This window comes from Capnocytophaga genosp. AHN8471 (assembly GCF_016806945.1).
Classification (GTDB): Bacteria; Bacteroidota; Bacteroidia; order Flavobacteriales; family Flavobacteriaceae; genus Capnocytophaga; species Capnocytophaga periodontitidis.
The window spans coordinates 37,743-59,448 of the sequence record NZ_JAESPJ010000011.1; the positions used below are offsets into that span (position 1 = coordinate 37,743).

Here is a 21,706-nt window from a genome sequence, read left to right on the forward strand (position 1 = left end):
ATTGAGGGCAAAGGTAATATAGGAGGTGTATCATTTTGTGATACTATAGTAAAAAAAGAGCCTGTCCGAAAAGTTTTAACAGGCTGATTATCAGGAATGAATAAAAAAGAGGCTATCTGGCAAAAGATAGCCTCTTATTATTTGGTGTTTTACCACAAAAGTTGTATCTTTGTGGTTCCTAAAAAAAACACTATGGCAAAAGTATCATTTAAATCTGAACCTCACAAATTTTTAACACTTTTCCCCGAGAATATTTTTGATAAGTTAGATAGTAACCACCCTGCTAAATTAGTAGAAATGGTTGTTAATCAGTTAGATATAACTGATATTATTCAAAAATATAAGGGTGGAGGCTGTTCTGCATACCACCCTCGTACAATGATAAAAATAATCTTCTATAGCTATCTTTCTAACATTTATTCTTGCCGCAAAATGGCTATTGCTGTCAAAGAAAATCTCCCCCTTATGTATCTTGCAGGAGGTACAACTCCTGATTTTAGAACAATCAATGACTTTAGAGGTAAAATTTTGAAAGATTCTTTGCAAAAACTTTTTGCTGAAATAGTAAAACTCTTAGTAAAAGAGGGTTATCTAAGCCTTGATGTACAGTATATTGACGGTACAAAAATAGAATCAGCTGCTAACAAATATACTTTTGTGTGGAGAGGTTCTGTAGAGAAGTACAAGGAGAAGTTAGAGGCTAAAATAAATAAAGTGCTCTCTGATATAGAAGATAGCATACAATCAGATAATCAAGAGATTACTAAGCAAGAACTTCCTAAAGAAATCAATACCAAAGAGCTTAAAGAGAAATTAGCTGAGATTAATAAAAGGCTAAAAGAACCTACTAAAAAACAAGCTAAGGAGTTAGAAAAACTTCAAAATGAGCATCTTCCAAAGTTAGAAAAATATGAAGAAAGTCTAAAAATAATGGGAGATAGAAAATCTTATAGCAAAACAGATACAGATGCTACTTTTATGCGAATGAAAGATGACCATATGAAAAACGGTCAGCTCAAACCAGCTTATAATGCTCAAATATCCACTGAAAATCAATTTATTACTCACGTTAGTATACACCAAACACCAGGTGATACCAATACTTTAGAGAGCCATTTAGATGGTTTTGAAAAGAGCTATCAGAAACAAAGCAAGGAGGTATGTGCCGATGCAGGTTATGGTAGTGAAGAGAACTACGAAATGCTGAAAAAGAAAGAAATAGAGGCTTATGTGAAGTACAATTATTTTCATAAAGAGCAGAAGAAAAAACAAAAAGAAGATCCTTTTTCGGTTCAGAATATGTACTATAATCTAAAAGAGGATTATTATGTATGCCCAATGGGACAGAAATTGAGTAATGTAGGGAAAGGAAAACGGACTTCAAGTAATGGATATGAATCAAAAGTCACTTATTATCAAGCACAAAGGTGTGAGGGGTGTCTACTAAGAGGCTTATGTCATAAGTCAAAAGGCAACCGAAGGATAGAGGTCAATTATCGATTAAATCACTTAAAAACAGAAGCAAGAACCTTATTAATGAGTGAAAAAGGGCGGTATCATCGCAGTAAGCGACCGATAGAAGTAGAAGCGGTATTTGGTCAACTAAAAAGTAATAATAAGTTCAATCGGTTTACACATAGAGGCAAAGAAAAGGTAGAAATGGAGTTTTTACTAATGGCAGTTGGGCATAATTTTAGAAAATTAGTATCCAATAGGGCAACTACTGCCAAAAAAGAAGCAAAAAGCAATGAAAATATGGTAAAAACACCTCAAAATACTACTTTTTCATTTTTTTTACCTTGCCCAATCTGCTTAGGAACTCTAAAAACAATCTTTTTTAGCCAACCATAGAGTAATCCTCAAAAAAAAGGGGCTGTCCTTAAAAGTTTAAACTAAACTTTTTGGACAGCCTTTTTTTTAGTGTTGTAATATATTCACTACTTAACCTTATTGCGTTTGTAATTTTTACATCATAAGCTTTGCTAAAGCTGAATGATTGATAATCAATTATATTTACATTATACTTTTTTGTAAATGTTTTCACAAAATAGAATTTTCAAATAGTTTTTGTAATCAAAACTATATTGTTTTATCCCGTTTTTGGTTGTTATGGGAACCCTGCATTAGCTGCAATTCCATTTTAGAAACAACATTCTCAAACTCTTCTTTAAGTTTTGCTTTGATAATACTATTTCTAAACTCTATATTGTCTGAAAGAATAGTCCCTTTCTTAGCAAGCTTCTTGTTCTCACGCTTTCTAATGTTTTCATTTAAAGCGTTTGTTATTTTTACTAACTGAGAATAATTCTCTCCCTTCAAGTCTTTGAGAATTTTACTCATAGAAGTTCTGTGATCAATATCTATTTCTGAAAGATCGACAACTTCAAAAGGAATGTAAGCATTATTGTTTTTTGGAGACTGAGAGAAAATCATATTACCATTAATGAACACTTGACCTTCTTCAGAAATGCTTAATTCTTTCAAATTTCTGACTTCATCACATAGAGTCCCTTTATTGTAAAAGAATTGAATCCCTTCGATTTGTTGATTGATGATATTGTCAAAGTATTTCTTATCATCTGTTTTGTAAAAATATTGTTGAAGGAACCTGATAGGAAAATAAAAGTCACTTCTCTTATTGAATCGATTTTGACTTGTTAATCTTTTGAAAAAATTCTCACGTATTTCTTCATATAAATGGCTCTTTTTGGGAATAAAGAAAAGTTTTTCTACTTCTTCTTCCTCTAATAACTCTGTTTCATCATCGATATCAGGGTCACTTATAGTATCAAAATCATTATAGATGATTTCTTCTATAAAATCAAGGTATTTTTTGAATCCGGATATGTATTTAGAGATAGATGTTACATTTTTGAAGGTTGAAGATAAATACTTCTCACTTCCTTCTTTTAGGTTTTGTAATAATTGAAGTGTTCGTAATTGATAAATCTCTTCAATTATAGGAAATAGTTCACTTCCTAATAATTTATATACATTTTTTACATAGTTAATGTAATCATTAACACTTTTAATTTTCTTAGCCAAAAAAGTTTTGTACTCTTCTTCTTTAAAGATATGTATGCCACTTAAATCTACTCTTTTATTTTCTATTTCATAAGAAGCTAAAAAAGCAAAATAGAGTTTTATAGCATATTTATAGGTATGAGTACCTGTGTAAGGATTGCCATTGATAGGTATGTTATGTAATGGTTTAAAACCATTATCCATATCCTTGGTAGTATAGGTAAAGAGCCTATAAATTTCTTGGGTATTCCCCTTAGTAAAATACTCGTACAAGTCGTACTTTTCATTTACCTTTTTGCAATTGGTAATACGGCTTTGAATAGTTCCTTTATCATAACGGTTTTCTTCAAGCCACTTTTTAAATTCATTTTCGTATTTCATTCGATTTTTGTTTTTATTAACGCCCCAAAAGTACTAACTATTTTTCTTGCTGCCAAATATAAAATGTTAAAATTTGGGACGTTAGGGTGATTTTTTTACTGTTTATTCACTATTTGAAATGCTTGTTGTGATAATAGCTTTTCTATTTCGGCAATGAGGACTGTAGGGTTGAGCTCCTTAGCAAGCTTTTTGTCGCGGAAGATATTCTCTGTAACTTCCTTTATTTCACGAGGTTCTGTGATGGTTGAAGTATGCTCTCTAAGGGCGACTACTATCTTACTCAGTTGCGGATAGTTGTTATTGGGCAACGCATCAAAAATGGGAGAGATAATTCTCTTCGGATGAATAGCTATTGAAAAAGAGGGTGGATAATACTCACTGTGGTCGATTACAAAGGGAACTATTTCGCTATTGGGCATAGCACTGTACACCGCTTCTTGATTGATGAGCAACTGCCCGCTTTTCTTTAGAACATCTATATATGCTACATTACTGATTTTCTTAGGGGTATCGCTGATAAGATAGGTAGCCTCATTGCTGATGCGGAGAAGCATTTCTTCAAAAAGATCACGCTCCATACTGTTGAAAAAACGCCTTATCAAAAATAATGAAAACGCTACTTTCTCATCACTACTACATAATTGAGTGTATAGCAAGCTATTGACTAAAGTGTCCTTAAACGTTTTAACGCTGAGCTTTTCATTAGCTTTGCGTTTGCCGTCGCGTTTTCTTCGCTTTAAAAGTTTGTTTATGTATTCGCCAAGTGCTTGTGCTCTATGCAAGTCGGCTACAATCATAGTTTTGCGCGAAATCTCTCCTTTTTTAAAGGCTACAATCTTTTCAAAGATAGTTTCTTCAAAAGAAGGGGCTAAAATCTCAGTCCGCTCATACCACAGAGTGTTATCGTGCTTATACTCAAGCATTGTATCAAATACCTTGTGAAAATCGACGACCTTTTTTACGGTTGCTTGCTGTTGCACATAATCGGCAAAACTACCGATGAGGTGGATGCCTTGTTTAAAACTCTCCTCTAAGGTGTCCCACAATTCAGAATATTGCTGATACAATGCGTAAGCATCACTGATAAACACTATTATACGTGGCTCACAACTCTCACATTTCAAGCGTTTTTCATTTTCGGCAATTAGTGCTTGCAACACCTCTTGAGGTTCGGTAGCGGTAGTAAAAGCATAAGGTGCGATAACTTCTTGTAGAGCATTATCCGAGGTATTGTTACTATCTATCCATACCAACTGAACGTTTTTAGGCGTTTGCCAAAACAACAACGACAACAATACGAGTTGTAACCCCTTGTAGTTGTTGACTGGGGTATCGTTTTTAATAGACCAATGTGTTTCGGTAGCTAAATCAACGAGATGTAGGTTGTGATTATCGATTCCTAAGGCAATAGGCAAGGTCATAGCTGCATTTCTGAATTGTTGAGCGCAGAACAATTCGCTCAAATGTACCCAACGAGTACTTTGGTTAGGAATCGCGATGTGTACAAATTGTTTTTCTATGCGCTCACCTATAAAACTGTTGGGAGATAACACATAACCTTTCGGAAAGGCTTTTTGCACTCTTTCAAAATCATTTTGCCGAAACAACGATTTCATTTTCACCGAGAAAGTGTTCTGCTTTCGTTCAATAGTGGGGTGAAAAGTCTCTTTGAAAGGCAGTTCAAGCAATTGGAGCGTTTCCTTAATATAACGCTCTTGTTCAACAATTTCGCGTTCTAAAAGCACGCGCATAGTCATTTTTGACTGACCGAGCAGTGCCACTGGCAACTGCATTAATGATTTTTGTTTTTCCATAAGAAAAAAAAATAATAATATTATCTATATATATCGTTTTTTCTCTCAGATATAAGTAAAACGCAAAAAAGTTATTAACAATTTTCTTATATTGCTGATTATCAATGCTATATTTTTTATACTTTTTTCTTGCTTAACTTACAACAATACACACCAGAGTTTTTTAGTATAAAAAAACTTTGCTAAGAGTTTTGGGACTCTTAGCAAAGTCTAATTTCTATTTTCTAATTCCTAACTGCTACTTCTTGTACAATTCCAAAAACTCTCGGACGGTTTCAAAGTCGTCAAAATGGTGTTTTACGCCTTTAATTTCTTGGTAAGTTTCGTGTCCCTTACCGGCGATGAGGATGATATCGCCTTTTTGGGCGTTCTTACAAACGGATTGTATTGCCTGACGGCGGTCGGTGATGGTTTGTACTTTGTGGAAGTGTTGTGGCTGTACCCCTTGTTCCATTTCGGCAAGAATCGTCTCAGGTTCTTCGTTGCGAGGATTGTCGGAAGTGAGGATGACATTATCGCTGAGGGTTGTAGCGATATCAGCCATTATAGGGCGTTTGCCTTTGTCGCGATTGCCCCCACAACCCACTACAGTAGTGAGTGTCTCGTTGTGAGTGCGTATATCGTTGATGGTTTTTAGAACGTTTTCAAGGGCATCGGGGGTATGAGCGTAATCTACGATGGTAATCACTCCCGTAGCCGATACAGCGTACTGGAAACGCCCAGCCACGGGTTCTATAGCACTGATGAGTGTAAGCGCCTCAAGTTCGTCAATACCTAAAAGTGTAGCTGCTGCATATACCGCCAAAAGGTTGTAGGCATTGAACTCCCCTATGAGTTTTGTCCATACCTCGTGCTGATTGATGCGCAACAGCAAGCCGTCAAATCTGCTCTCAATGATATATGCTTTATAATCTGAATAGGTTTTGAGAGCGTAAGTTTTCTTTTGGGCTTTGGTGTTTTGTAGCATAAAAGCCCCATTTTTATCATCGTTGTTTACTAAGGCAAAAGCGGTAGCAGGCAACGCATCAAAGAAACGCTTTTTCACATCGCGATAGGCAGCGAAGGTTTTGTGATAGTCGAGGTGATCACGGGTGAGGTTAGTGAAAATACCACCTGCAAACTGTAGCCCTTCGGTGCGATGCTGGTCGATACCGTGCGAACTGACTTCCATAAAGCAGTATTTCACCCCTTGTTCTACCATTAAATGCAGATAATGATTTAGTTGAAGAGGGTCGGGGGTGGTGTGGGTAGCTTCAAAACGCTGGTCGTCTACGTATACTGCTACGGTAGAGAGCAAACCTGCTTTTTGTCCTGCTTTTCTAAACAATTGGTAGAGAAGCGTTGCAATAGTAGTCTTTCCGTTAGTGCCTGTAACACCTACTAAGGTAAGTTTTTCGGAAGGATTGCCATAGAAGTTAGCCGCGATAAGAGCTAAGGCACTATGGGTATTAGGTACAATGATATAGCTCACATCAGGGAAGAGCAATTGGGGTAATTGCTCACAGACGATAGCGGTTGCCCCATTGCGAGTGGCTTGGTCTATATATTCGTGTCCGTTAGATTGAGTGCCAGAAATAGCAACAAACATACTTCCTTTTTCCACCTTGCGAGAATCAAAGCAAACAGAAGTAATAGGTTTGTCTTCTTCATAAAGAGAAGCCTTTATAGAGATGTTTTTAAGTAATGTGTTTAAATTAGTCATTAGTTATTAGTCAATTTGTTAATTATAAGGAGCATAGCCAGGGTATTGGGCTTTCATTTCGTTGATAAATTCGTCCCAGCCGTATTTTAAGTATTTCTTATTGGGAATAAACTCTCCTGCCCCTATATCTAAATCACCTGAACAAGGTACGCGATAATATGCCCAACTTACTTGCTGTGTTTTCTGTGTTTGTTTGCTTGTCCACGTTCCAATAAAAGCATTGTTGAAATAAGGGTCAGCTCCTTCATAGAAATCGTTATACTCTAAATTTCCTTTGTTAGAAATAGCCCAACAAAGTAATACTTTCCCCTTAAAAATACCAGTTGCAGGAAGGTTTTCATATTCATCAAAAAGAAAGTTACCTTCAGCAATTCCTTCTTCCTTAAAGTTGGTTTCTTCAGAATTTACGAGTGTTTTTAGTGTGTTTATAATAATAGTTCCTCTAAACTTACGGGTGTTTTTAGCTACACGTGTCCAGCCTTCTACTTGGTATAATGATGGTTGTGTATTATCTTTTTTAATACTTGTAAACTGAACTACCAATCGCTTTTTGTGAGTGCCAATCGCACCTAAAAAATCAGTTTCTTTATATAAAAGAACAGGAGTAAAATCCATTTTAGCAATAGAGAGATTGCAAGGTTTTACTTTAGTATAAAGACTTGTTATTGTTTGCTCTAAATCTTTGTAAGAGCAAGGTTGCGCTACAGCTAATGAGGTGATGAAAACGAATGTTGTGATAAAGAATATTTTCATTTTATCATTTTAAGAGTTCAAGAGGCTGTTCAAAAAGTTTTTCTTTGGGGGCGTTTGCAAAACGCCCTTACACAACGTACTCTAAAAGTGATTGATTATCAGAGTAATCAACTTTGCCAAAGTCTGAAACTTTGGCAAAGTGTAGAGACGCAATCATTTGCTAATTGACAAATTGACTAATTAGTTAATTCTCCACACTGTAAAACTACTATGGTATTGCGCGCTACTTTGGCACCTTTGGCAACCGATTGGCTACTTACTTTGCCTTCGCCCGAGAATTTCACTCGTAAGCCCATATTTTCGAGTAAAGCAATAGCATCCATTACATTCATACCTGTAAGATCGGGCATTACTGTTTTGTATTTTGCAGCCTTAGCATAGTAATCTTCATAGTTTTTAGTAGTTTTTCCCGATACATTTTCCACATCTTCTACGGTGTCCATCAACAGTGAATTAGTATAGATTTTATGAGCTATACTTTTGAATACAGGTCCCGATACATCGGCACCGTAAATCCCCACACTGCGGTCGGGTTCGTGAATGACTACTATACACGAGTATTTTGGGTTATCTACTGGGAAAAATCCTGCAAACGAGGATATATAACTCAGTTTGCTTGCATCCGCATTGGCGTAGTTTTTACGAGCAGTTCCTGTTTTGCCTGCCATCGAAAAATCGGGGGAATAAAGTCGGTGTCCTGATCCATACGAACGTCTCACTACATCGGCGAGCATTCCCTTAGCTTTATCGGCAGTTTGTTTAGAGCAAATTTTTCCGTTGATAATCTCTACATTAAACTTTTCTATTGCTTTGTTCCATTCTTTTACTTCCTTGATCATTCGGGGTTTTACCATCACTCCCCCATTGGCAATAGCGTTGTAGAAAGCCAAGCTCTGCAAAGGGGTAATTTTTACGGCATAACCTATGGCCATAGATTCGAGGGTCACCCCACTCCATAGCTTGTCGCGTGGTGTAGGAATAAAAGGAGCTCCTTCACCTAAGATGGGTAAGCCTAACTGCTGATTGAGATTCATTTTTAGCAATTGAGTGGTAAAATCTGAAGGGGTTTTCGCAAATAGTGAGTGTACTAACTCAGTCATCCCCACGTTTGAGGATACCGAAAAGGCTTTGTTTAAGCTAATGCGCCCCGTGAAATGGTGTTGTGAATCTTGAAAAGTCTTATCGTAGTACTGTTGTTTTCCGTCTTTTATATCCACTACATAAGTGGTATCGATATTGCGGGTTTCCATAGCAGCGACAACTGTCATCAATTTGAATACCGACCCAGGTTCGTGAGCTTCGCCTATAGCAAAGTTATAACGCTCGGCATAGGTGTCGTTTTTTTTGTTTAACTCAAGATTGGAAATAGCTTTTATCTCGCCTGTACTCACTTCCATTACAATCACGCAACCGTGCTGAGCTTTGTATTTCTTAAGCTGGGTAAGTAAGGCGTGGTGTGCAATATCTTGTATGTTGATATTGATAGTAGAGACTACATCATAACCATCTTTAGGTTCTATAATATCAAACCCACTGGCGAGTTTCCACTGTCCTTTGGCGATTTTCTGTTCTAAGCGTCGTCCTTTAGTACCCAAAAGGTAATTGGCATAAGCACCTTCAAGCCCTACACGGGTAGTGTAACCAGTTTCATCGGTACGCGCATAACCAATACTGCGGTGAGCAATCCCCCCTAACGGATATTCGCGTTTGATGTTTTTCTCTATAATGATTCCCCCTTTGTAGGGGCCTTTGTCAAACAGTGGAAATTTTTTGATACGTGCGTATTCACTATAGCCTAAATTACTTGCGATAAGTAAGTATCTGTTCTTTAAATTGCGTTCTTTTTTAAGTAGATTCAAATAGTAGTTACTTGGACGACCAAACATCTTTGAAAGGGAATCACTTAGCGATTTTACATATTTGTTAAAATTAGCTTTAGAAGGGGCTATCCCGTCCCAACGAATATCATAACGAGTTACCGAGGTAGCCAATAGACTCCCATCATCGGAATACAAATTGCCTTGACTGGGGATAATATCAGCCTCACGCAAAGTAGTTTCGTCTACTTTGGCGCGATATTCATCACCTTCTATTTGTATTTTGATGAGTTTTACGGCTATTATTATAATCATCAGCAGGATTACCAATGCTACAAAGTAAGTGCGTGCAGTTATTTTTTTGTCGCTTTTTTCCAATGCTTTACCTCCTTATTGTTTTGTTATTCTTCTACAATTACTTTAATTTTTTGTGGTGGTTTCTCAGGCTGCTTGAGTCCTTTAGATTCTAATTGTTCTAACAGCGACGACTCTAATCGCACCTTTTGTAAGCGCGAACGCACATCTACAAACTGACTTTTGAGTTCATTCACCTCTTCATTCAGTTTAGCAATTTGGTGTACTTTGGCATCTACCCGCTGTGAACTGGTAATCATTATGATAATCAGCACAAACAGAAAGCCTACAAACATCCAGCTTTTAAAAGCGTCTTTGCCTACAAAAAACTTTCCGCGTAGTATATTTTTAATTTCGTCGGTAGCTCTTCCCATTTTTTTAGAATAAAAGTTAAGAATTAAGAGTTTATGCGTTCAGCAATGCGAAGTTTAGCACTGCGAGCTCGGTTATTCATTGCAATCTCACTATCGGTAGGAGTGATAAGTCCGCCTACTTTTTTAAACGGAACTGACACATTGCCAAACCAATCTTTTTCGGGGGCGCCTTCTAATTGTCCGTCGCGTATAAAGCGTTTCACGGCACGATCTTCAAGCGAGTGATAGCTGATGAGACTGATGCGCCCCCCAGGTTTCACCACATCGGGTAGTTGTAACAAAAACGATTCTAAAGCCTCCATTTCGCCATTCACCTCTATGCGTATTGCCTGATAGATTTGCGCCAACACTTTGTTTTCCTTGAACTTGGGTAAAAAACTCTTTACAGCCTCTTGTAACTCACTGCCTAACAAAATAGGCTTCTGTGCTCTATAATTGATAATCGCCCGAGCGATAGCTTTGGCGTTTTTCAGCTCACCATAACTGAAAAACAATCGGCTTAAATCTTCTTCATCATATTCATTTACAATTTCTTTAGCCGAAACCGTTGTATTTTGGTTCATACGCATATCCAAAGTACCTTCAAAACGAGTAGAAAAGCCGCGTTCGGCGACATCAAATTGATGAGAAGAAACCCCAAAATCACCTAAAACCCCATCCACTTGCGTAACACCATAGAAACGCAAGTATTGTCGCAAATATTTGAAATTCTGTTGAATGAGAGTAAAACGGACATCGGCTATAGCATTGGCAGCTGCATCAGCATCTTGGTCGAAAGCAAAAAGTCGCCCCTCATTGCCTAAATGTTTGAGGATTTCACGCGAATGACCACCACCGCCAAAAGTGACATCTATATAAGTGCCATTGGGCTTAATTGCCAAACCTTCAACACTTTGTTGCAACAAAACGGGAATGTGATAAGAGGAATTATCGTTCATATTACAAAATGTTCTAAAACAGAGGGCAAAGGTACAAATAATTAGCGAATTAGCAATATTTTGTTCGTTTCAGTTTCTTTTTGTAATTTTGTCATTACAAAATAAAAATCAATAAGAAATGTCAGGAAATTTAGCTGACTACTAAACACTAATTCTATGTTAAAAGATATTTTAAACTTTCGTAGGGCGGTACGCTATTATGCGCCTACGCCCATCAGTGAGGAAAAGGTGCGTGAATGCCTTCAGCTCGCTACATTAGCACCTACTAGTTCGAATATGCAACTGTATGAGCTGTACCATATTACCAATAAAGAGTTACTTAAAAAGCTCGCTCACGCCTGTCTCGACCAGCGTACGGCTGTCACCGCACAACAGATGGTGGTTTTTGTTACCCGTCAAGACAAGCACCGCGCGCACGCTAAGATGATTTTGGATTTTGAACGCGGTAATGTACAGCGCAACAGTCCGCTCGAAAGGCAAACCAAACGCATTAAAGACAAAGAGGCATATTACGGCAAACTGATGCCCTTTGTGTACAGTCGTTTTTTTGGCTTGTTAGGCGGATTCCGTAAACTATTTGGAGTGGTTACCAGTTGGTTTCGCCCTATGATGCAACAACTTTCCGAAAGCGATATTCGCGTGAGTGTACACAAAAGCTGTGGACTTGTAGCGCAAACTTTTATGCTTGCAATGGCAGAGGAAGGGTACGATACTTGTCCGTTAGAGGGTTACGACAGCAGACGTATTAAGAAGTTATTGCATTTGCCTTGCAGGGCTGAAGTGAGTATGGTTGTCACTTGTGGAATTCGTGAAGAGCGCGGTATCTGGGGTGAAAGGTTTAGATTGCCGTTTGAGGAAGTTTATAGAAATAATTAGCAAATGGGAAAATTAGTAAATATGAAAATTAGCACTTTAATTCTTAGTTTTTTACTTGCCTTTCACTGGGCAAATGCTAAAACAGAACCTGTAACTATTCAAGGAGCTGTGGGAACACTTCACGGAGTGGTAACTACCCCTGATACTGTGAAAAAATCTCAGAAAATCCCTACTGTGATTATCTTTCACGGACTGACCAGCAATAAAGACAAAAAGCTATATGTTACTTTGGCGGATAGCTTAGCCGCACACGGCATTGCCTCTGTACGGTTTGACTTCAATGCACACGGCGAAAGTGAAGGAGATTTTAAGAAGATGTCGTTAGACAATGAGTTAGAAGATGCACGACGCATAATGGCATTTACTAAAAAACTGCCTTTCGTAGGTAAGATAGGCTTGATAGGACACTCGCAAGGAGGGGCTATCGCTATGCTTTTGAGTGCAGAATTAGGGAAGAAAAACGTTAAAGCATTAGGCTTGTTAGCACCTGCTTCTACAATTCACGACATACTATCACAAGGGGTACTGTTCGATGCCACTTTCGACCCATTGAATGTGCCTGAGGAGCTTTCCTTTTTTGGAGGGAAAGTAACTGTGGGGAAAGACTATATCCTCTCAGCACAACGCTGTAAACTTATTCAGAAAGCGAGTACCTACAAAGGCAAGGTGCTGGTGATTCACGGCACAGGTGATCGGATGATATCCTATACCTATAGCGAGAATTTGCCTTTTTTCTACAAGCATTGTAAGGTAAGTCTTATTGAAAGAGGAGACCATTTGTTTACTGCCAAAGAAGCGCAAACAGCAGAGATGATGACACAATTTATGCTGAAAAACTTGAGATAATGAATCGATTAGTCGATTTGTCAATTTGCCGATGTGTCCCAATTTACTAATGACTAAACATTAATAATTAATTTATCAAATGAAAATATATAAAATTACCAATATTGTAAGAAATGGAGATATAGTGTAAAGGTAAAATATAAGTGGCAATGAAAGGAATCATCTTAACAGATAACACTAATTACTTAGGTTTTGATAGAAATATTTCTCTATGGGGGCAAAAATCTTTTCAATATCCTATAGTAGATGATTATTTTGTAGAAACAAAATATCTTGAGCGTATTCTGGAAGAAAAGGAAAGTCTTTTTAAGGATAATCTTCATTTATTATACTTCAGTGAAGATAGTTGCGAACTCCACAATTTTAAACAAATAGGTGTAGATTGTGGCTATTTATATGAGCCAATTGATGATTTCTATATAGGCTTTTCAATCATATACAATGAGATACTAAGAATTGACAATTCTTTTTGTGTAGAATATAAAAAACGACTTAATGAATATTCTCTTTTTTCCTCCGCTGTGCAGGCAAAATCTTTTTTACAAGAAAGAACTCTTTTCTGTGATAAGTATAAGTTTGAAAATGCTTTTCAGAAATTAAGTGTTGTGAATATTTATATATACAAATAGATTATGGCTTATTTTAGAATTATCTTTAAAGAGGATAATAAGTTGTGGCGGAAGTATTTTACTTTTGCTTATCGTTTTGTGATAGGGGATAATGAGGATGTGAAATTTCCTGAAAACTACACGCTTCAGTCTTCGGATGTGTTGAAGATACAAGCGCTTAATCATCAAGGGGAGGTAGTGAAAGATATTTCTTTGTTTAAAAAAGAAAAGATGTCTCCTTTTCAAAGGACTAAGAGACATATTTTGGTTAGGGAGGATATTTTTCAGGAAGAATTATTTAAGGATTTAAAAGGAATTACTTTTTTGACGGTGGTTCCTGATGGTAATTTTCCTTATAAATACAAAATGCTTTCTTTTACAAAAGTGTTGGACTGTGTTGATAGACAACATTCTATAAGAAAACAATTTGATTTTTTTAGTAAACTGGTATTGGATACTTCAAAAATACCAGAAGGCTTAAATGGTTTTTATCTATCTAATTGGAATCAGTTTGGTTATTATACTTGTATTGTGGATGAAAAACTCAAAGAAGCTCTTTTACAATTAGCTGAACTACCTAAATTTTTAGATTTTGCTGAATTATGATTAAAAATATTTATGAACCCGATAATGAAGATATACTTTTTTGGTTAGCCCATAATGAAAAATGGCCTGACTCCGATTGGGATCTTTATGTGGTGAATGGAAAAAATGATGATTTGGTTTTCCAATTAGCTAATGACAAGGCGTGCCCTGAACAAGAATTCTTCCTGCATTGTCTGTATTACTTTGTAGGTGAGGTGTATATCTCAAATGATATGGAGAAGTATCAGGAACGTATAGATAATTTATTTAGCAAGACTGCTCTTTTGCCTTCTGTGGTGCAGTGGAAAGACAAAGCAGTGCTTTTATTGGCTGAAAAGATTACTTTTGACAGCGATTTTTGGCTGGATTATCTCTTTTATCAAGATATTAGAAGATTTATTATATGAACCCAATTCTGTAGAAAAATTAAGAGAATATGCCTTGCTATTGTATACAAAAGGCTTTTCTAAAGAGGAAATATATCAGATATTCCTTAAATCCGACATCGAATTGCAGAATGATAAAACAGAAGAATCATATATAGATACATTGGAAGATGTAATGGATATGATAGTAGGTTGGTATCCAAGTAGAAATATTGATTTTGAAAATGAAGTAAAGAAAATATGAACCTATTCACTAAAAATATAAAGCGCAATGGCTATATTATAGTCATTTGCTATATAATATTAGTTTGTTTCTACAATGTATTCAATCATATAACAAAACTGGGAATGCCTGAGCTACATTCCTTTTCATTAGAAGGATTACAAGCCCTTGTAGGAACTTTTGCTGCACCTATGATGCTACTTTTTGAATCGTATAGACACGGTGATTGGGTGCTGAATACTATCAACAAACTCTTAATTATTGCTCCATTCCTACTTTATATACTCCTCCCTATTGTTCTGAAAAAGATAACTTCTTTCAATTCCAAAAACTATTTTCTCACCATAGATGTTATTACATTTGTGATATACGGACTTATAATGCTGCCTACTTTAGCTGTGGGTTTATCGGCTGTTATAGCAATTCCTGCCTATATTTTTATGCTGTATTATCGAAATCAACAGTATAAGAAACGACTATTTAATTGAAAAAATCGTCATTCATTATCCGTCATTCGTAATTATTTATTATCTTTGCCCTGTTTAATTAACAACCTTAATAAAAATGTATCCAATAAAATTTAAACCAATCCTCAAAGAACGCCTTTGGGGAGGCACTAAACTAAAAACATTATTCAACAAACCTATTGAAAGTGATATTACAGGCGAAAGCTGGGAAGTATCAGGAGTACCAGGCGATATCTCTGTAGTAGCCAATGGAGCTCTTGAAGGTAAAAGTCTCCAAGAACTCATTGATTTATACCCTAATGAACTGCTCGGCAAACACGTACACCAGCGTTTTGGTCGCGATTTCCCTATCCTTATTAAATTTATAGATGCACGCGAAGACCTTTCTATACAAGTGCATCCTAACGATAAATTGGCAAAAGAACGCCATAATTCTTTTGGTAAAACCGAAATGTGGTATGTGCTTCACGCTGATGCAGGTGCTGAATTGATTGTAGGCTTCAACAAAACAGTAACCAAAGAGGAGTATCAACAGCATTTAGACAATGGTACGCTTACTGATATTCTCAACTACGAAAAAGTGAAAGATGGCGATACTTTCTTTATCAATACAGGTAAAGTGCACGCCATAGGTAAGGGAATTATCATTGCCGAAATACAACAAACCAGCGATATTACTTACCGCGTATACGATTTCAACCGTCGCGATAAAAATGGCAACTTGCGCGAACTCCACACTGAACTCGCTCTCGATGCAATCGACTATGAGAAGAAAGACGACTTTAAAGTGCAGTACTCTCAAAATGCTAATGAGGTGAACAAAGTGGTGAATTGCCCTTATTTTATCACCAATTTACTGCCACTTACAGCAGGATATGAAAAACAACTCTCTGCCGATGATTCTTTCCATATCTATATGTGCGTAAAAGGTGAAGGTACTATTGGTGATGGCACTACCGAATTGCCTATCAAACAAGGTGAAACAGTGCTTTTCCCTGCTTCTTGCCACAAATTAGAGGTAAAGACCAAAGGAATGGATTTATTAGAAGTGTTTATCTAAAACTAAAAATATGTATACATCAAGAATTAAGGGATTAGGATTTTACGTCCCTGACAATGTAGTTACTAACGACGACTTATCCAAACTAATGGATACCAGTGATGAATGGATTCAAGAGCGCACTGGTATCAAAGAGCGTCGTCACGCCCTAAAAGGCAGTGATACCACTACCTCAATGGGGGTAAAAGCGAGCTTAAAAGCTATTGAAGCTGCTAAAATCAATAAAGAAGAAATAGACTTTATTGTGTTTGCAACCCTCAGTCCCGACTTTTATTTCCCAGGTTGCGGGGTATTAGTACAAAAAGAATTGGGCTTGCCTAACGTAGGGGCACTTGATATTCGCAACCAATGTTCGGGCTTTCTTTACGCGCTCTCTGTAGCCGACCAGTATATCAAAACGGGGATGTACAAAAATATCCTTGTGATAGGTGCTGAAACCCAATCGCCTGCGCTGGATATGACCACTCGCGGTCGCAATATGGCTGTGCTTTTTGGCGATGGTGCAGGGGCTGCTATCGTTTCTCGCTCTGATGAACCCGAACGCGGTATTCTTTCTACTCACTTGCACAGTCAAGGTGAGCACGCCGAGCAATTGGCAATGATAGCACCTGGGGTAGGTACCAAATGGGTGCCTCAAATATTGGCTGAAAACGACCCTGATGATGTGAGTTATTATCCTAATATGAACGGTCAGTTTGTATTTAAAAATGCTGTAGTGCGCTTTGCCGAAGTGATTGAAGAAGGACTAAAAGCTAACGGACTTTCTCGTGAAGATATCAATATGCTGATTCCTCACCAAGCTAATTTGCGTATCTCACAATTTGTACAACACCAATTCAAACTCACTGATGAGCAGATGTTCAACAATATAATGAAATATGGTAACACTACCGCCGCTTCTGTGCCTATTGCTCTTACCGAAGCAGTTCAACAAGGCAAAATCAAGGACGGTGACCTCGTAGTACTTGCTGCTTTTGGTAGTGGTTTCACTTGGGCAAGTGCCATTATAAGATGGTAGCCACAGCGTGGCAGACAATAAAAAAGCTGTTGAACATTACAATTTGTTCAACAGCTTTTTTTTATCTCTCTAACAGCTATCTTCTAACTCCTAATCTCTAATACAATAGGGCAATGGTCGCTGTGTTTTGCCTCAGGAAGGATAAGCGCACGTTCCATTCGGTTTTCTAAAGGGGCAGATACTAAATGATAGTCAATCCGCCAACCTTTGTTGTTGTTGCGAGCATTGGCGCGATAGCTCCACCACGAGTACTGATGTGGCTCTTTGTGGAAATAACGGAAACTGTCAATAAAACCACTCTTCATAAACTTGTCTAACCACTCGCGCTCTACGGGCAAGAAGCCTGATACAGTAGCATTGCGCACGGGATCGTGTATATCGATTGCCTCGTGACAGATGTTGTAATCACCACAGATAATGAGGTTAGGCACTGTTTGTTTGAGCTTATCAATATACTTTTGAAAGTCAGCCATAAAAGTGAGTTTGAAATCCAAACGATCGGGGTTCGTACCTGAGGGCAAATAGAGACTCATTACTGAGAGTGTCTCAAAATCAGCACGAAGCACCCGTCCTTCCTTGTCCATATAGTCAATACCCGTACCCACTTCCACGTGTTTAGGTTCGATTTTAGAGAGAATAGCCACACCACTATAACCTTTCTTTTCGGCACTATGGTAATATTGATAAGTATACCCTAATTCAGTAAATACTTCTGTAGGTATCTGGTCTTCAAAGGCTTTTATCTCTTGCAGACATAATACATCGGGGTTAGCACTTTTCAGCCAATCGGCAAAGCCTTTGGTGAGGGCTGCCCTTATACCGTTTACATTGTAACTGATAATCTTCATTAGTAGCCACTTCCTTTCTCTCCTTTTAAGATAGCAATTCCGTTAGAAGTACCTATACGCTCTACACCAAGGTTTACGTATTGCATAGCTGTTTCATAGTCGCGTATACCTCCAGAGGCTTTCACTTTAGCCTTATGTTGCACACATTCTTTCATCAGTTTTACATCGGCGAGTGTTGCGCCCCCCGTACCAAAGCCTGTAGAAGTTTTTACAAAATCGGCTTTAGCATCAAGGGCTAAACGGCAAGCCAAGCGTTTTTCTTCATCAGTAAGGTAACAAGTTTCGAGGATGACTTTCAGCACACGGTTTTCACCTGTACAGCGTTTAAGAGCGATAATTTCGTCCAATACTTGATTGGTTTTCCCTGATTTGAGCCAACCTACATTCAGCACCATATCAATTTCATCAGCACCATCGGCAAGGGCTTCACCTGTTTCAAAATATTTAGCTTTAGCCGACATTGCTCCTAAGGGGAAGCCTACTACGCTACATACCTTGATATCAGTACCTGTTAAGAATTTTTTAGCGGTTGCTACATAGCCACTATTCACACATACCGAATAAAAATCGTACTCCACAGCCTCTTTACAAAGAGTTTCAATCTCGCTAATGGTAGCTGTAGCTTTCAGAAGCGTGTGGTCAATGAGTTTGTTTAATTCCATAGTTTTTTTAGTTAAGAGGTAAGAAGTAGGAGGTAAGAGATGAGTACGATACTAATTTCTAACTCCTAATACCTATTTTAATATATTCTCGTTGATTGTAATTTTCTTTAAATGTTATAGATATATACAGATAGTTGTTTTTGCTAAAGAATATTGCTTCTTTTTCACTGTAATCAATTGTCCAATATTGAGGGCTAACAGTAATAAGTTTTTTTAAAGTGAATGATTTCGCTTGTTTTACTTTATAAAACATTAAAAATGTTCCCAAAACATCACTATATGTCCCTATTACATAGTTTCTATCAGGTGATAAGAGCGGTTCGCCTTCCATTTTAGTCTGATTACCTGTTTGTTTATCAATAAAAAGAATTTCTTGAGCTCTATAAACTGTATATCTCACTAGATATTGATTTAAATCAGGTATTTCACCTAAATAATCATATCTTTCAGCATCTCCAAACTCCTCTGATGCTTCTGTATCTTCAAATGTAACAGTTTTATTTTTACAAGGAAGCTCAATCACACCATCTTGTTTTTCAATTCTTAAATTGTCGTTAGTGAGAAAATAATAGCGATGTTTCAATGCTTGTAGGTATTCCTGCTTCGAAACCTTTTCTATAGTAAAATATTTCCCCAAAGCCTTAGTATCAGAAGTGTCTCCCATTGTTTCTAAAAGCTCCTTTTCTGTAGGTTTATCCTCTTTAGCAGAATTTTCTATTTGTATTTGAGGTTCTTCAGTAGGAGCAACACTTTCCCCTGCCTGCTGTTGCCCTTGAAAGAGGTTACAACCAGCTAATAATAGTGTTAAAATAAAAGAGATAAAGTATTTCATAGATTAGTTATAATGCTATTTACTAATTTCTAATTTCTAATTTCTAATTCCTATCTTGATATACATTCGCTGATCATTAAGTTTAACTTCTTTCCTTCCTTCCCAAAAAAGCCCTTCAACATTAAAAGAGGCGTAAATATTTCCATTACTGCTAAAAAACAAAGGTGTTTCTTTTGTGTGATAAGGCATCCAATAATTAATTTCTGTTTGAGCTACCATTTCAATAAGAGGAATGCTATCTTTTCGGATATTGTACAAAGATATTTTTGTGTAATTCATATATGTGGGGTTCGTTGTACAAAATAAATACTTGAAATCAGGAGAAAGAAAAGGTTCTTGCTCTAATTTTATTGTTTCTTTTGTGTCTTTCTCTATCAAAATAAAAAATCCATATGCTACATCTCCTTGGTATGTTATGTAGGCAAGATAACGTTGTAAAGGTGCTATCCACCATACTTTTTCACAATTACTCCATTCTATATTTTCTTTCTCTACTTCATAAGCTTGATGATTGATGTAAAGCACTCCCTCTTTGTAGGTGAAATTTTTTATCGGAGTTCTGAAATCTACTTTATTTTTCAATTCTTTTTGGTACTCTTGCTTTGATATGAGTGAAATAGTAAAATAATCAGATAGATTTTTCCCTTCTTTAGATATATCAAATTCTTTTTCATCTTCTTCTAACTCCTGAACTGCTTCTAAAATCTCTTTTGTAAGTGGGATTTCGTTATATGCACCCATATTCTCTTTCAGTAAATAACAATCCGCAGGTGATTTTATCTTATAGAAATGCTTCGACTCAGCTTCTAATTCTACAAGCTCTCCTAACTCACACTTTAAGTTGAGTTTAGCCGTTGTATCAGGGGTAGAATAAATTTCAGTTGTAGGATTTATCACATACAACTCCTTCTCCACTGGCACAAACGTTTCTACCTGCTTTTCCTCTACCGCAACACTTTCCCCTGCCTGCTGTTTTCCTTGAAAGAGGTTACAGCCAGCTAATAATAGTGTTAAAATAAAAGAGATAAAGTATTTCATAGATTAGTTATAATGCTATTTACTAATTTCTAATTCCTAATTCCTAATTCCTATCTTGATATACTTTCGCAAAGGATTATATTTCGTATAATTTATATAAAAGCACGTTTCTTTATTGATAGAAACATAAAGATTCTCTTCCTTATCCCAAAATATATCTTTTCCTTTATCATCATAAGGTGTCCAATGTGAGAGTAGAATATGCAATTTCTTCTTTATTTTAAAAGGTGAAAGACTTTTTATTTCATAAAGAATTATAAAACCTGACATATCCATTCCCTCTATTAAGCAAATGATATGCTTTTTATCAGGTGAAGCATAAGGAAAACCATCTATTTCTATCTGTTTCCCCGTTATTTCATCTATTAAGATATATCTTATCCACCCCGAAGTTGATTGTGAAACCACATATTGCCCTAATGATTCTATATACCCTTCATATTCATATATTTTAGAATCATCTTGCTCTTCCTCCAATTCATCTTTGAATTTTACAATCTTATTTTTACAATTAAAAACAAGCGTTTGATTGATTTTAGAGTGCAAAAGGGTATCTTTTTTCAATAAATCAATTCCATTTTCTTGTTCTTTCAAATATTCTTCCTTACCAATAGGTGTTACTGATAAGAATTGTGAGAAATCTGTATGATCTTTTTCTCCCTCTCCATTGATAAAAATGTTATCACATCGTTCCAAAGATTCCTTTGTAAACTCTATTTCTTCACATTTCCCTATATCTTTCTTGAGAAAAAAGAACGTTTTTTCCTCATCTTCTATTCTATAAAAATGCTCTGACTCTCCCGTTATTCTCTGCCAATTCCCAAAATATCCTTCTGCTTCTTCTGTAGGAGAATTTATATCAGGAATTCTATACAAAGGTGCCTTATAATTGATTACATAGCCTTCTTTTTTTATAGGCACAAAAGTTTCTCCCTCTTGTTGTATCTGTAAAGCCTCTTCCTGCTTTTCCTCTACCGCAATACTTTCCCCTGCTGGTTGTTTTCCTTGAAAGAGATTACAGCCAGCAAACAATAGTGTTAAAATAAAAGAGATAAAATATTTCATTAGTTGTAATTCGTAACTCGTCATTCGTAACTCGC

At 36.7% G+C, this 21,706-nt stretch carries 21 protein-coding genes and 1 pseudogene; 10 read left to right on the top strand and 12 right to left on the bottom strand.

Annotation, left to right across the window (positions count from 1 at the left end):
* Positions 1–192 precede the first annotated feature (192 nt).
* Positions 193–1,764: pseudogene (locus tag JMN12_RS05335) on the top strand (IS1182 family transposase); the annotation flags it as partial.
* 315 nt (positions 1,765–2,079) lie between these two features.
* Here JMN12_RS05335 and JMN12_RS05340 read toward each other — a convergent pair.
* The 7 genes from JMN12_RS05340 to rsmH form a co-directional block, all read right to left on the bottom strand.
* Positions 2,080–3,405: a hypothetical protein gene (locus JMN12_RS05340; protein WP_198467501.1), complete on the bottom strand. Its 1,326-nt coding sequence runs from the start codon at positions 3,403–3,405 to the stop codon at positions 2,080–2,082.
* 95 nt (positions 3,406–3,500) lie between these two features.
* Positions 3,501–5,219, bottom strand: coding sequence for a hypothetical protein (locus JMN12_RS05345; protein WP_203137751.1), 1,719 nt, complete (start codon positions 5,217–5,219; stop codon positions 3,501–3,503).
* Positions 5,220–5,457: 238 nt separating this feature from the next.
* A complete protein-coding gene (locus tag JMN12_RS05350; RefSeq protein ID WP_088594667.1) occupies positions 5,458–6,921 on the bottom strand; it encodes a UDP-N-acetylmuramoyl-L-alanyl-D-glutamate--2,6-diaminopimelate ligase in 1,464 nt (487 codons plus the stop codon).
* Positions 6,922–6,939: 18 nt separating this feature from the next.
* Positions 6,940–7,674 (bottom strand): hypothetical protein, encoded by a 735-nt coding sequence (locus JMN12_RS05355; RefSeq protein WP_088594668.1) that lies wholly within the window; start codon positions 7,672–7,674, stop codon positions 6,940–6,942.
* A 176-nt stretch (positions 7,675–7,850) separates the two neighbouring features.
* Positions 7,851–9,869, bottom strand: a complete 2,019-nt coding sequence (locus JMN12_RS05360; RefSeq protein ID WP_088594669.1) for a penicillin-binding protein — start codon at positions 9,867–9,869, stop codon at positions 7,851–7,853.
* A gap of 23 nt (positions 9,870–9,892) precedes the next feature.
* Positions 9,893–10,219, bottom strand: coding sequence for an FtsL-like putative cell division protein (locus tag JMN12_RS05365; RefSeq protein ID WP_009412953.1), 327 nt, complete (start codon positions 10,217–10,219; stop codon positions 9,893–9,895).
* A 23-nt stretch (positions 10,220–10,242) separates the two neighbouring features.
* Positions 10,243–11,157: a 16S rRNA (cytosine(1402)-N(4))-methyltransferase RsmH gene (gene rsmH / locus JMN12_RS05370; RefSeq protein WP_203137760.1), complete on the bottom strand. Its 915-nt coding sequence runs from the start codon at positions 11,155–11,157 to the stop codon at positions 10,243–10,245.
* A gap of 156 nt (positions 11,158–11,313) precedes the next feature.
* On the opposite strand from rsmH, the gene JMN12_RS05375 reads away from it, so the two are divergent.
* From JMN12_RS05375 to JMN12_RS05415, 9 genes are all read left to right on the top strand, one after another.
* The gene (locus JMN12_RS05375) at positions 11,314–12,033 is read left to right on the top strand and encodes a nitroreductase family protein (RefSeq protein ID WP_203137762.1); all 720 of its coding nucleotides are present in this window, start codon (positions 11,314–11,316) and stop codon (positions 12,031–12,033) included.
* 21 nt (positions 12,034–12,054) lie between these two features.
* The gene (locus JMN12_RS05380; RefSeq protein ID WP_203138009.1) at positions 12,055–12,879 is read left to right on the top strand and encodes an alpha/beta hydrolase; all 825 of its coding nucleotides are present in this window, start codon (positions 12,055–12,057) and stop codon (positions 12,877–12,879) included.
* 149 nt (positions 12,880–13,028) lie between these two features.
* A complete protein-coding gene (locus JMN12_RS05385) occupies positions 13,029–13,508 on the top strand; it encodes a hypothetical protein (RefSeq protein ID WP_203137764.1) in 480 nt (159 codons plus the stop codon).
* 3 nt (positions 13,509–13,511) lie between these two features.
* A complete protein-coding gene (locus JMN12_RS15180; RefSeq protein ID WP_238423819.1) occupies positions 13,512–14,093 on the top strand; it encodes a hypothetical protein in 582 nt (193 codons plus the stop codon).
* A complete protein-coding gene (locus JMN12_RS05395; RefSeq protein WP_203137768.1) occupies positions 14,090–14,479 on the top strand; it encodes a hypothetical protein in 390 nt (129 codons plus the stop codon). The genes JMN12_RS15180 and JMN12_RS05395 overlap by 4 nt, the downstream gene beginning before the upstream one ends.
* 40 nt (positions 14,480–14,519) lie before the next feature.
* A complete protein-coding gene (locus JMN12_RS05400) occupies positions 14,520–14,702 on the top strand; it encodes a hypothetical protein (RefSeq protein WP_238423820.1) in 183 nt (60 codons plus the stop codon).
* A 104-nt stretch (positions 14,703–14,806) separates the two neighbouring features.
* Positions 14,807–15,169, top strand: coding sequence for a hypothetical protein (locus tag JMN12_RS05405; protein WP_238423821.1), 363 nt, complete (start codon positions 14,807–14,809; stop codon positions 15,167–15,169).
* Positions 15,170–15,245: 76 nt separating this feature from the next.
* Positions 15,246–16,208 (top strand): type I phosphomannose isomerase catalytic subunit, encoded by a 963-nt coding sequence (locus tag JMN12_RS05410; protein ID WP_203092751.1) that lies wholly within the window; start codon positions 15,246–15,248, stop codon positions 16,206–16,208.
* Positions 16,209–16,218: 10 nt separating this feature from the next.
* Positions 16,219–17,226: a beta-ketoacyl-ACP synthase III gene (locus JMN12_RS05415; protein ID WP_203137772.1), complete on the top strand. Its 1,008-nt coding sequence runs from the start codon at positions 16,219–16,221 to the stop codon at positions 17,224–17,226.
* 83 nt (positions 17,227–17,309) lie between these two features.
* Here the strand turns inward: JMN12_RS05415 and JMN12_RS05420 are convergent, their stop codons facing one another.
* From JMN12_RS05420 to JMN12_RS05440, 5 genes are read right to left on the bottom strand one after another with little or no spacing between them, the layout of a single operon-like run.
* Positions 17,310–18,074, bottom strand: a complete 765-nt coding sequence (locus tag JMN12_RS05420; RefSeq protein WP_203137774.1) for an exodeoxyribonuclease III — start codon at positions 18,072–18,074, stop codon at positions 17,310–17,312.
* Entirely contained in the window at positions 18,074–18,736 is a 663-nt protein-coding gene (deoC, locus tag JMN12_RS05425) for a deoxyribose-phosphate aldolase (protein WP_198474346.1), read from the bottom strand. Before deoC ends, JMN12_RS05420 begins: the two co-directional genes overlap by 1 nt.
* Before the next feature lie 58 nt (positions 18,737–18,794).
* Positions 18,795–19,568 carry a hypothetical protein gene (locus JMN12_RS05430; RefSeq protein WP_203137776.1) on the bottom strand — a complete coding sequence of 258 codons (774 nt, stop codon included), beginning with the start codon at positions 19,566–19,568 and terminating at the stop codon, positions 18,795–18,797.
* A gap of 36 nt (positions 19,569–19,604) precedes the next feature.
* Positions 19,605–20,606, bottom strand: a complete 1,002-nt coding sequence (locus tag JMN12_RS05435) for a hypothetical protein (protein WP_203137778.1) — start codon at positions 20,604–20,606, stop codon at positions 19,605–19,607.
* A 36-nt stretch (positions 20,607–20,642) separates the two neighbouring features.
* Complete coding sequence (locus tag JMN12_RS05440; protein WP_238423822.1) at positions 20,643–21,671, bottom strand: hypothetical protein; 1,029 nt, start codon at positions 21,669–21,671, stop codon at positions 20,643–20,645.
* Between the last annotated feature and the right edge of the window lie 35 nt (positions 21,672–21,706).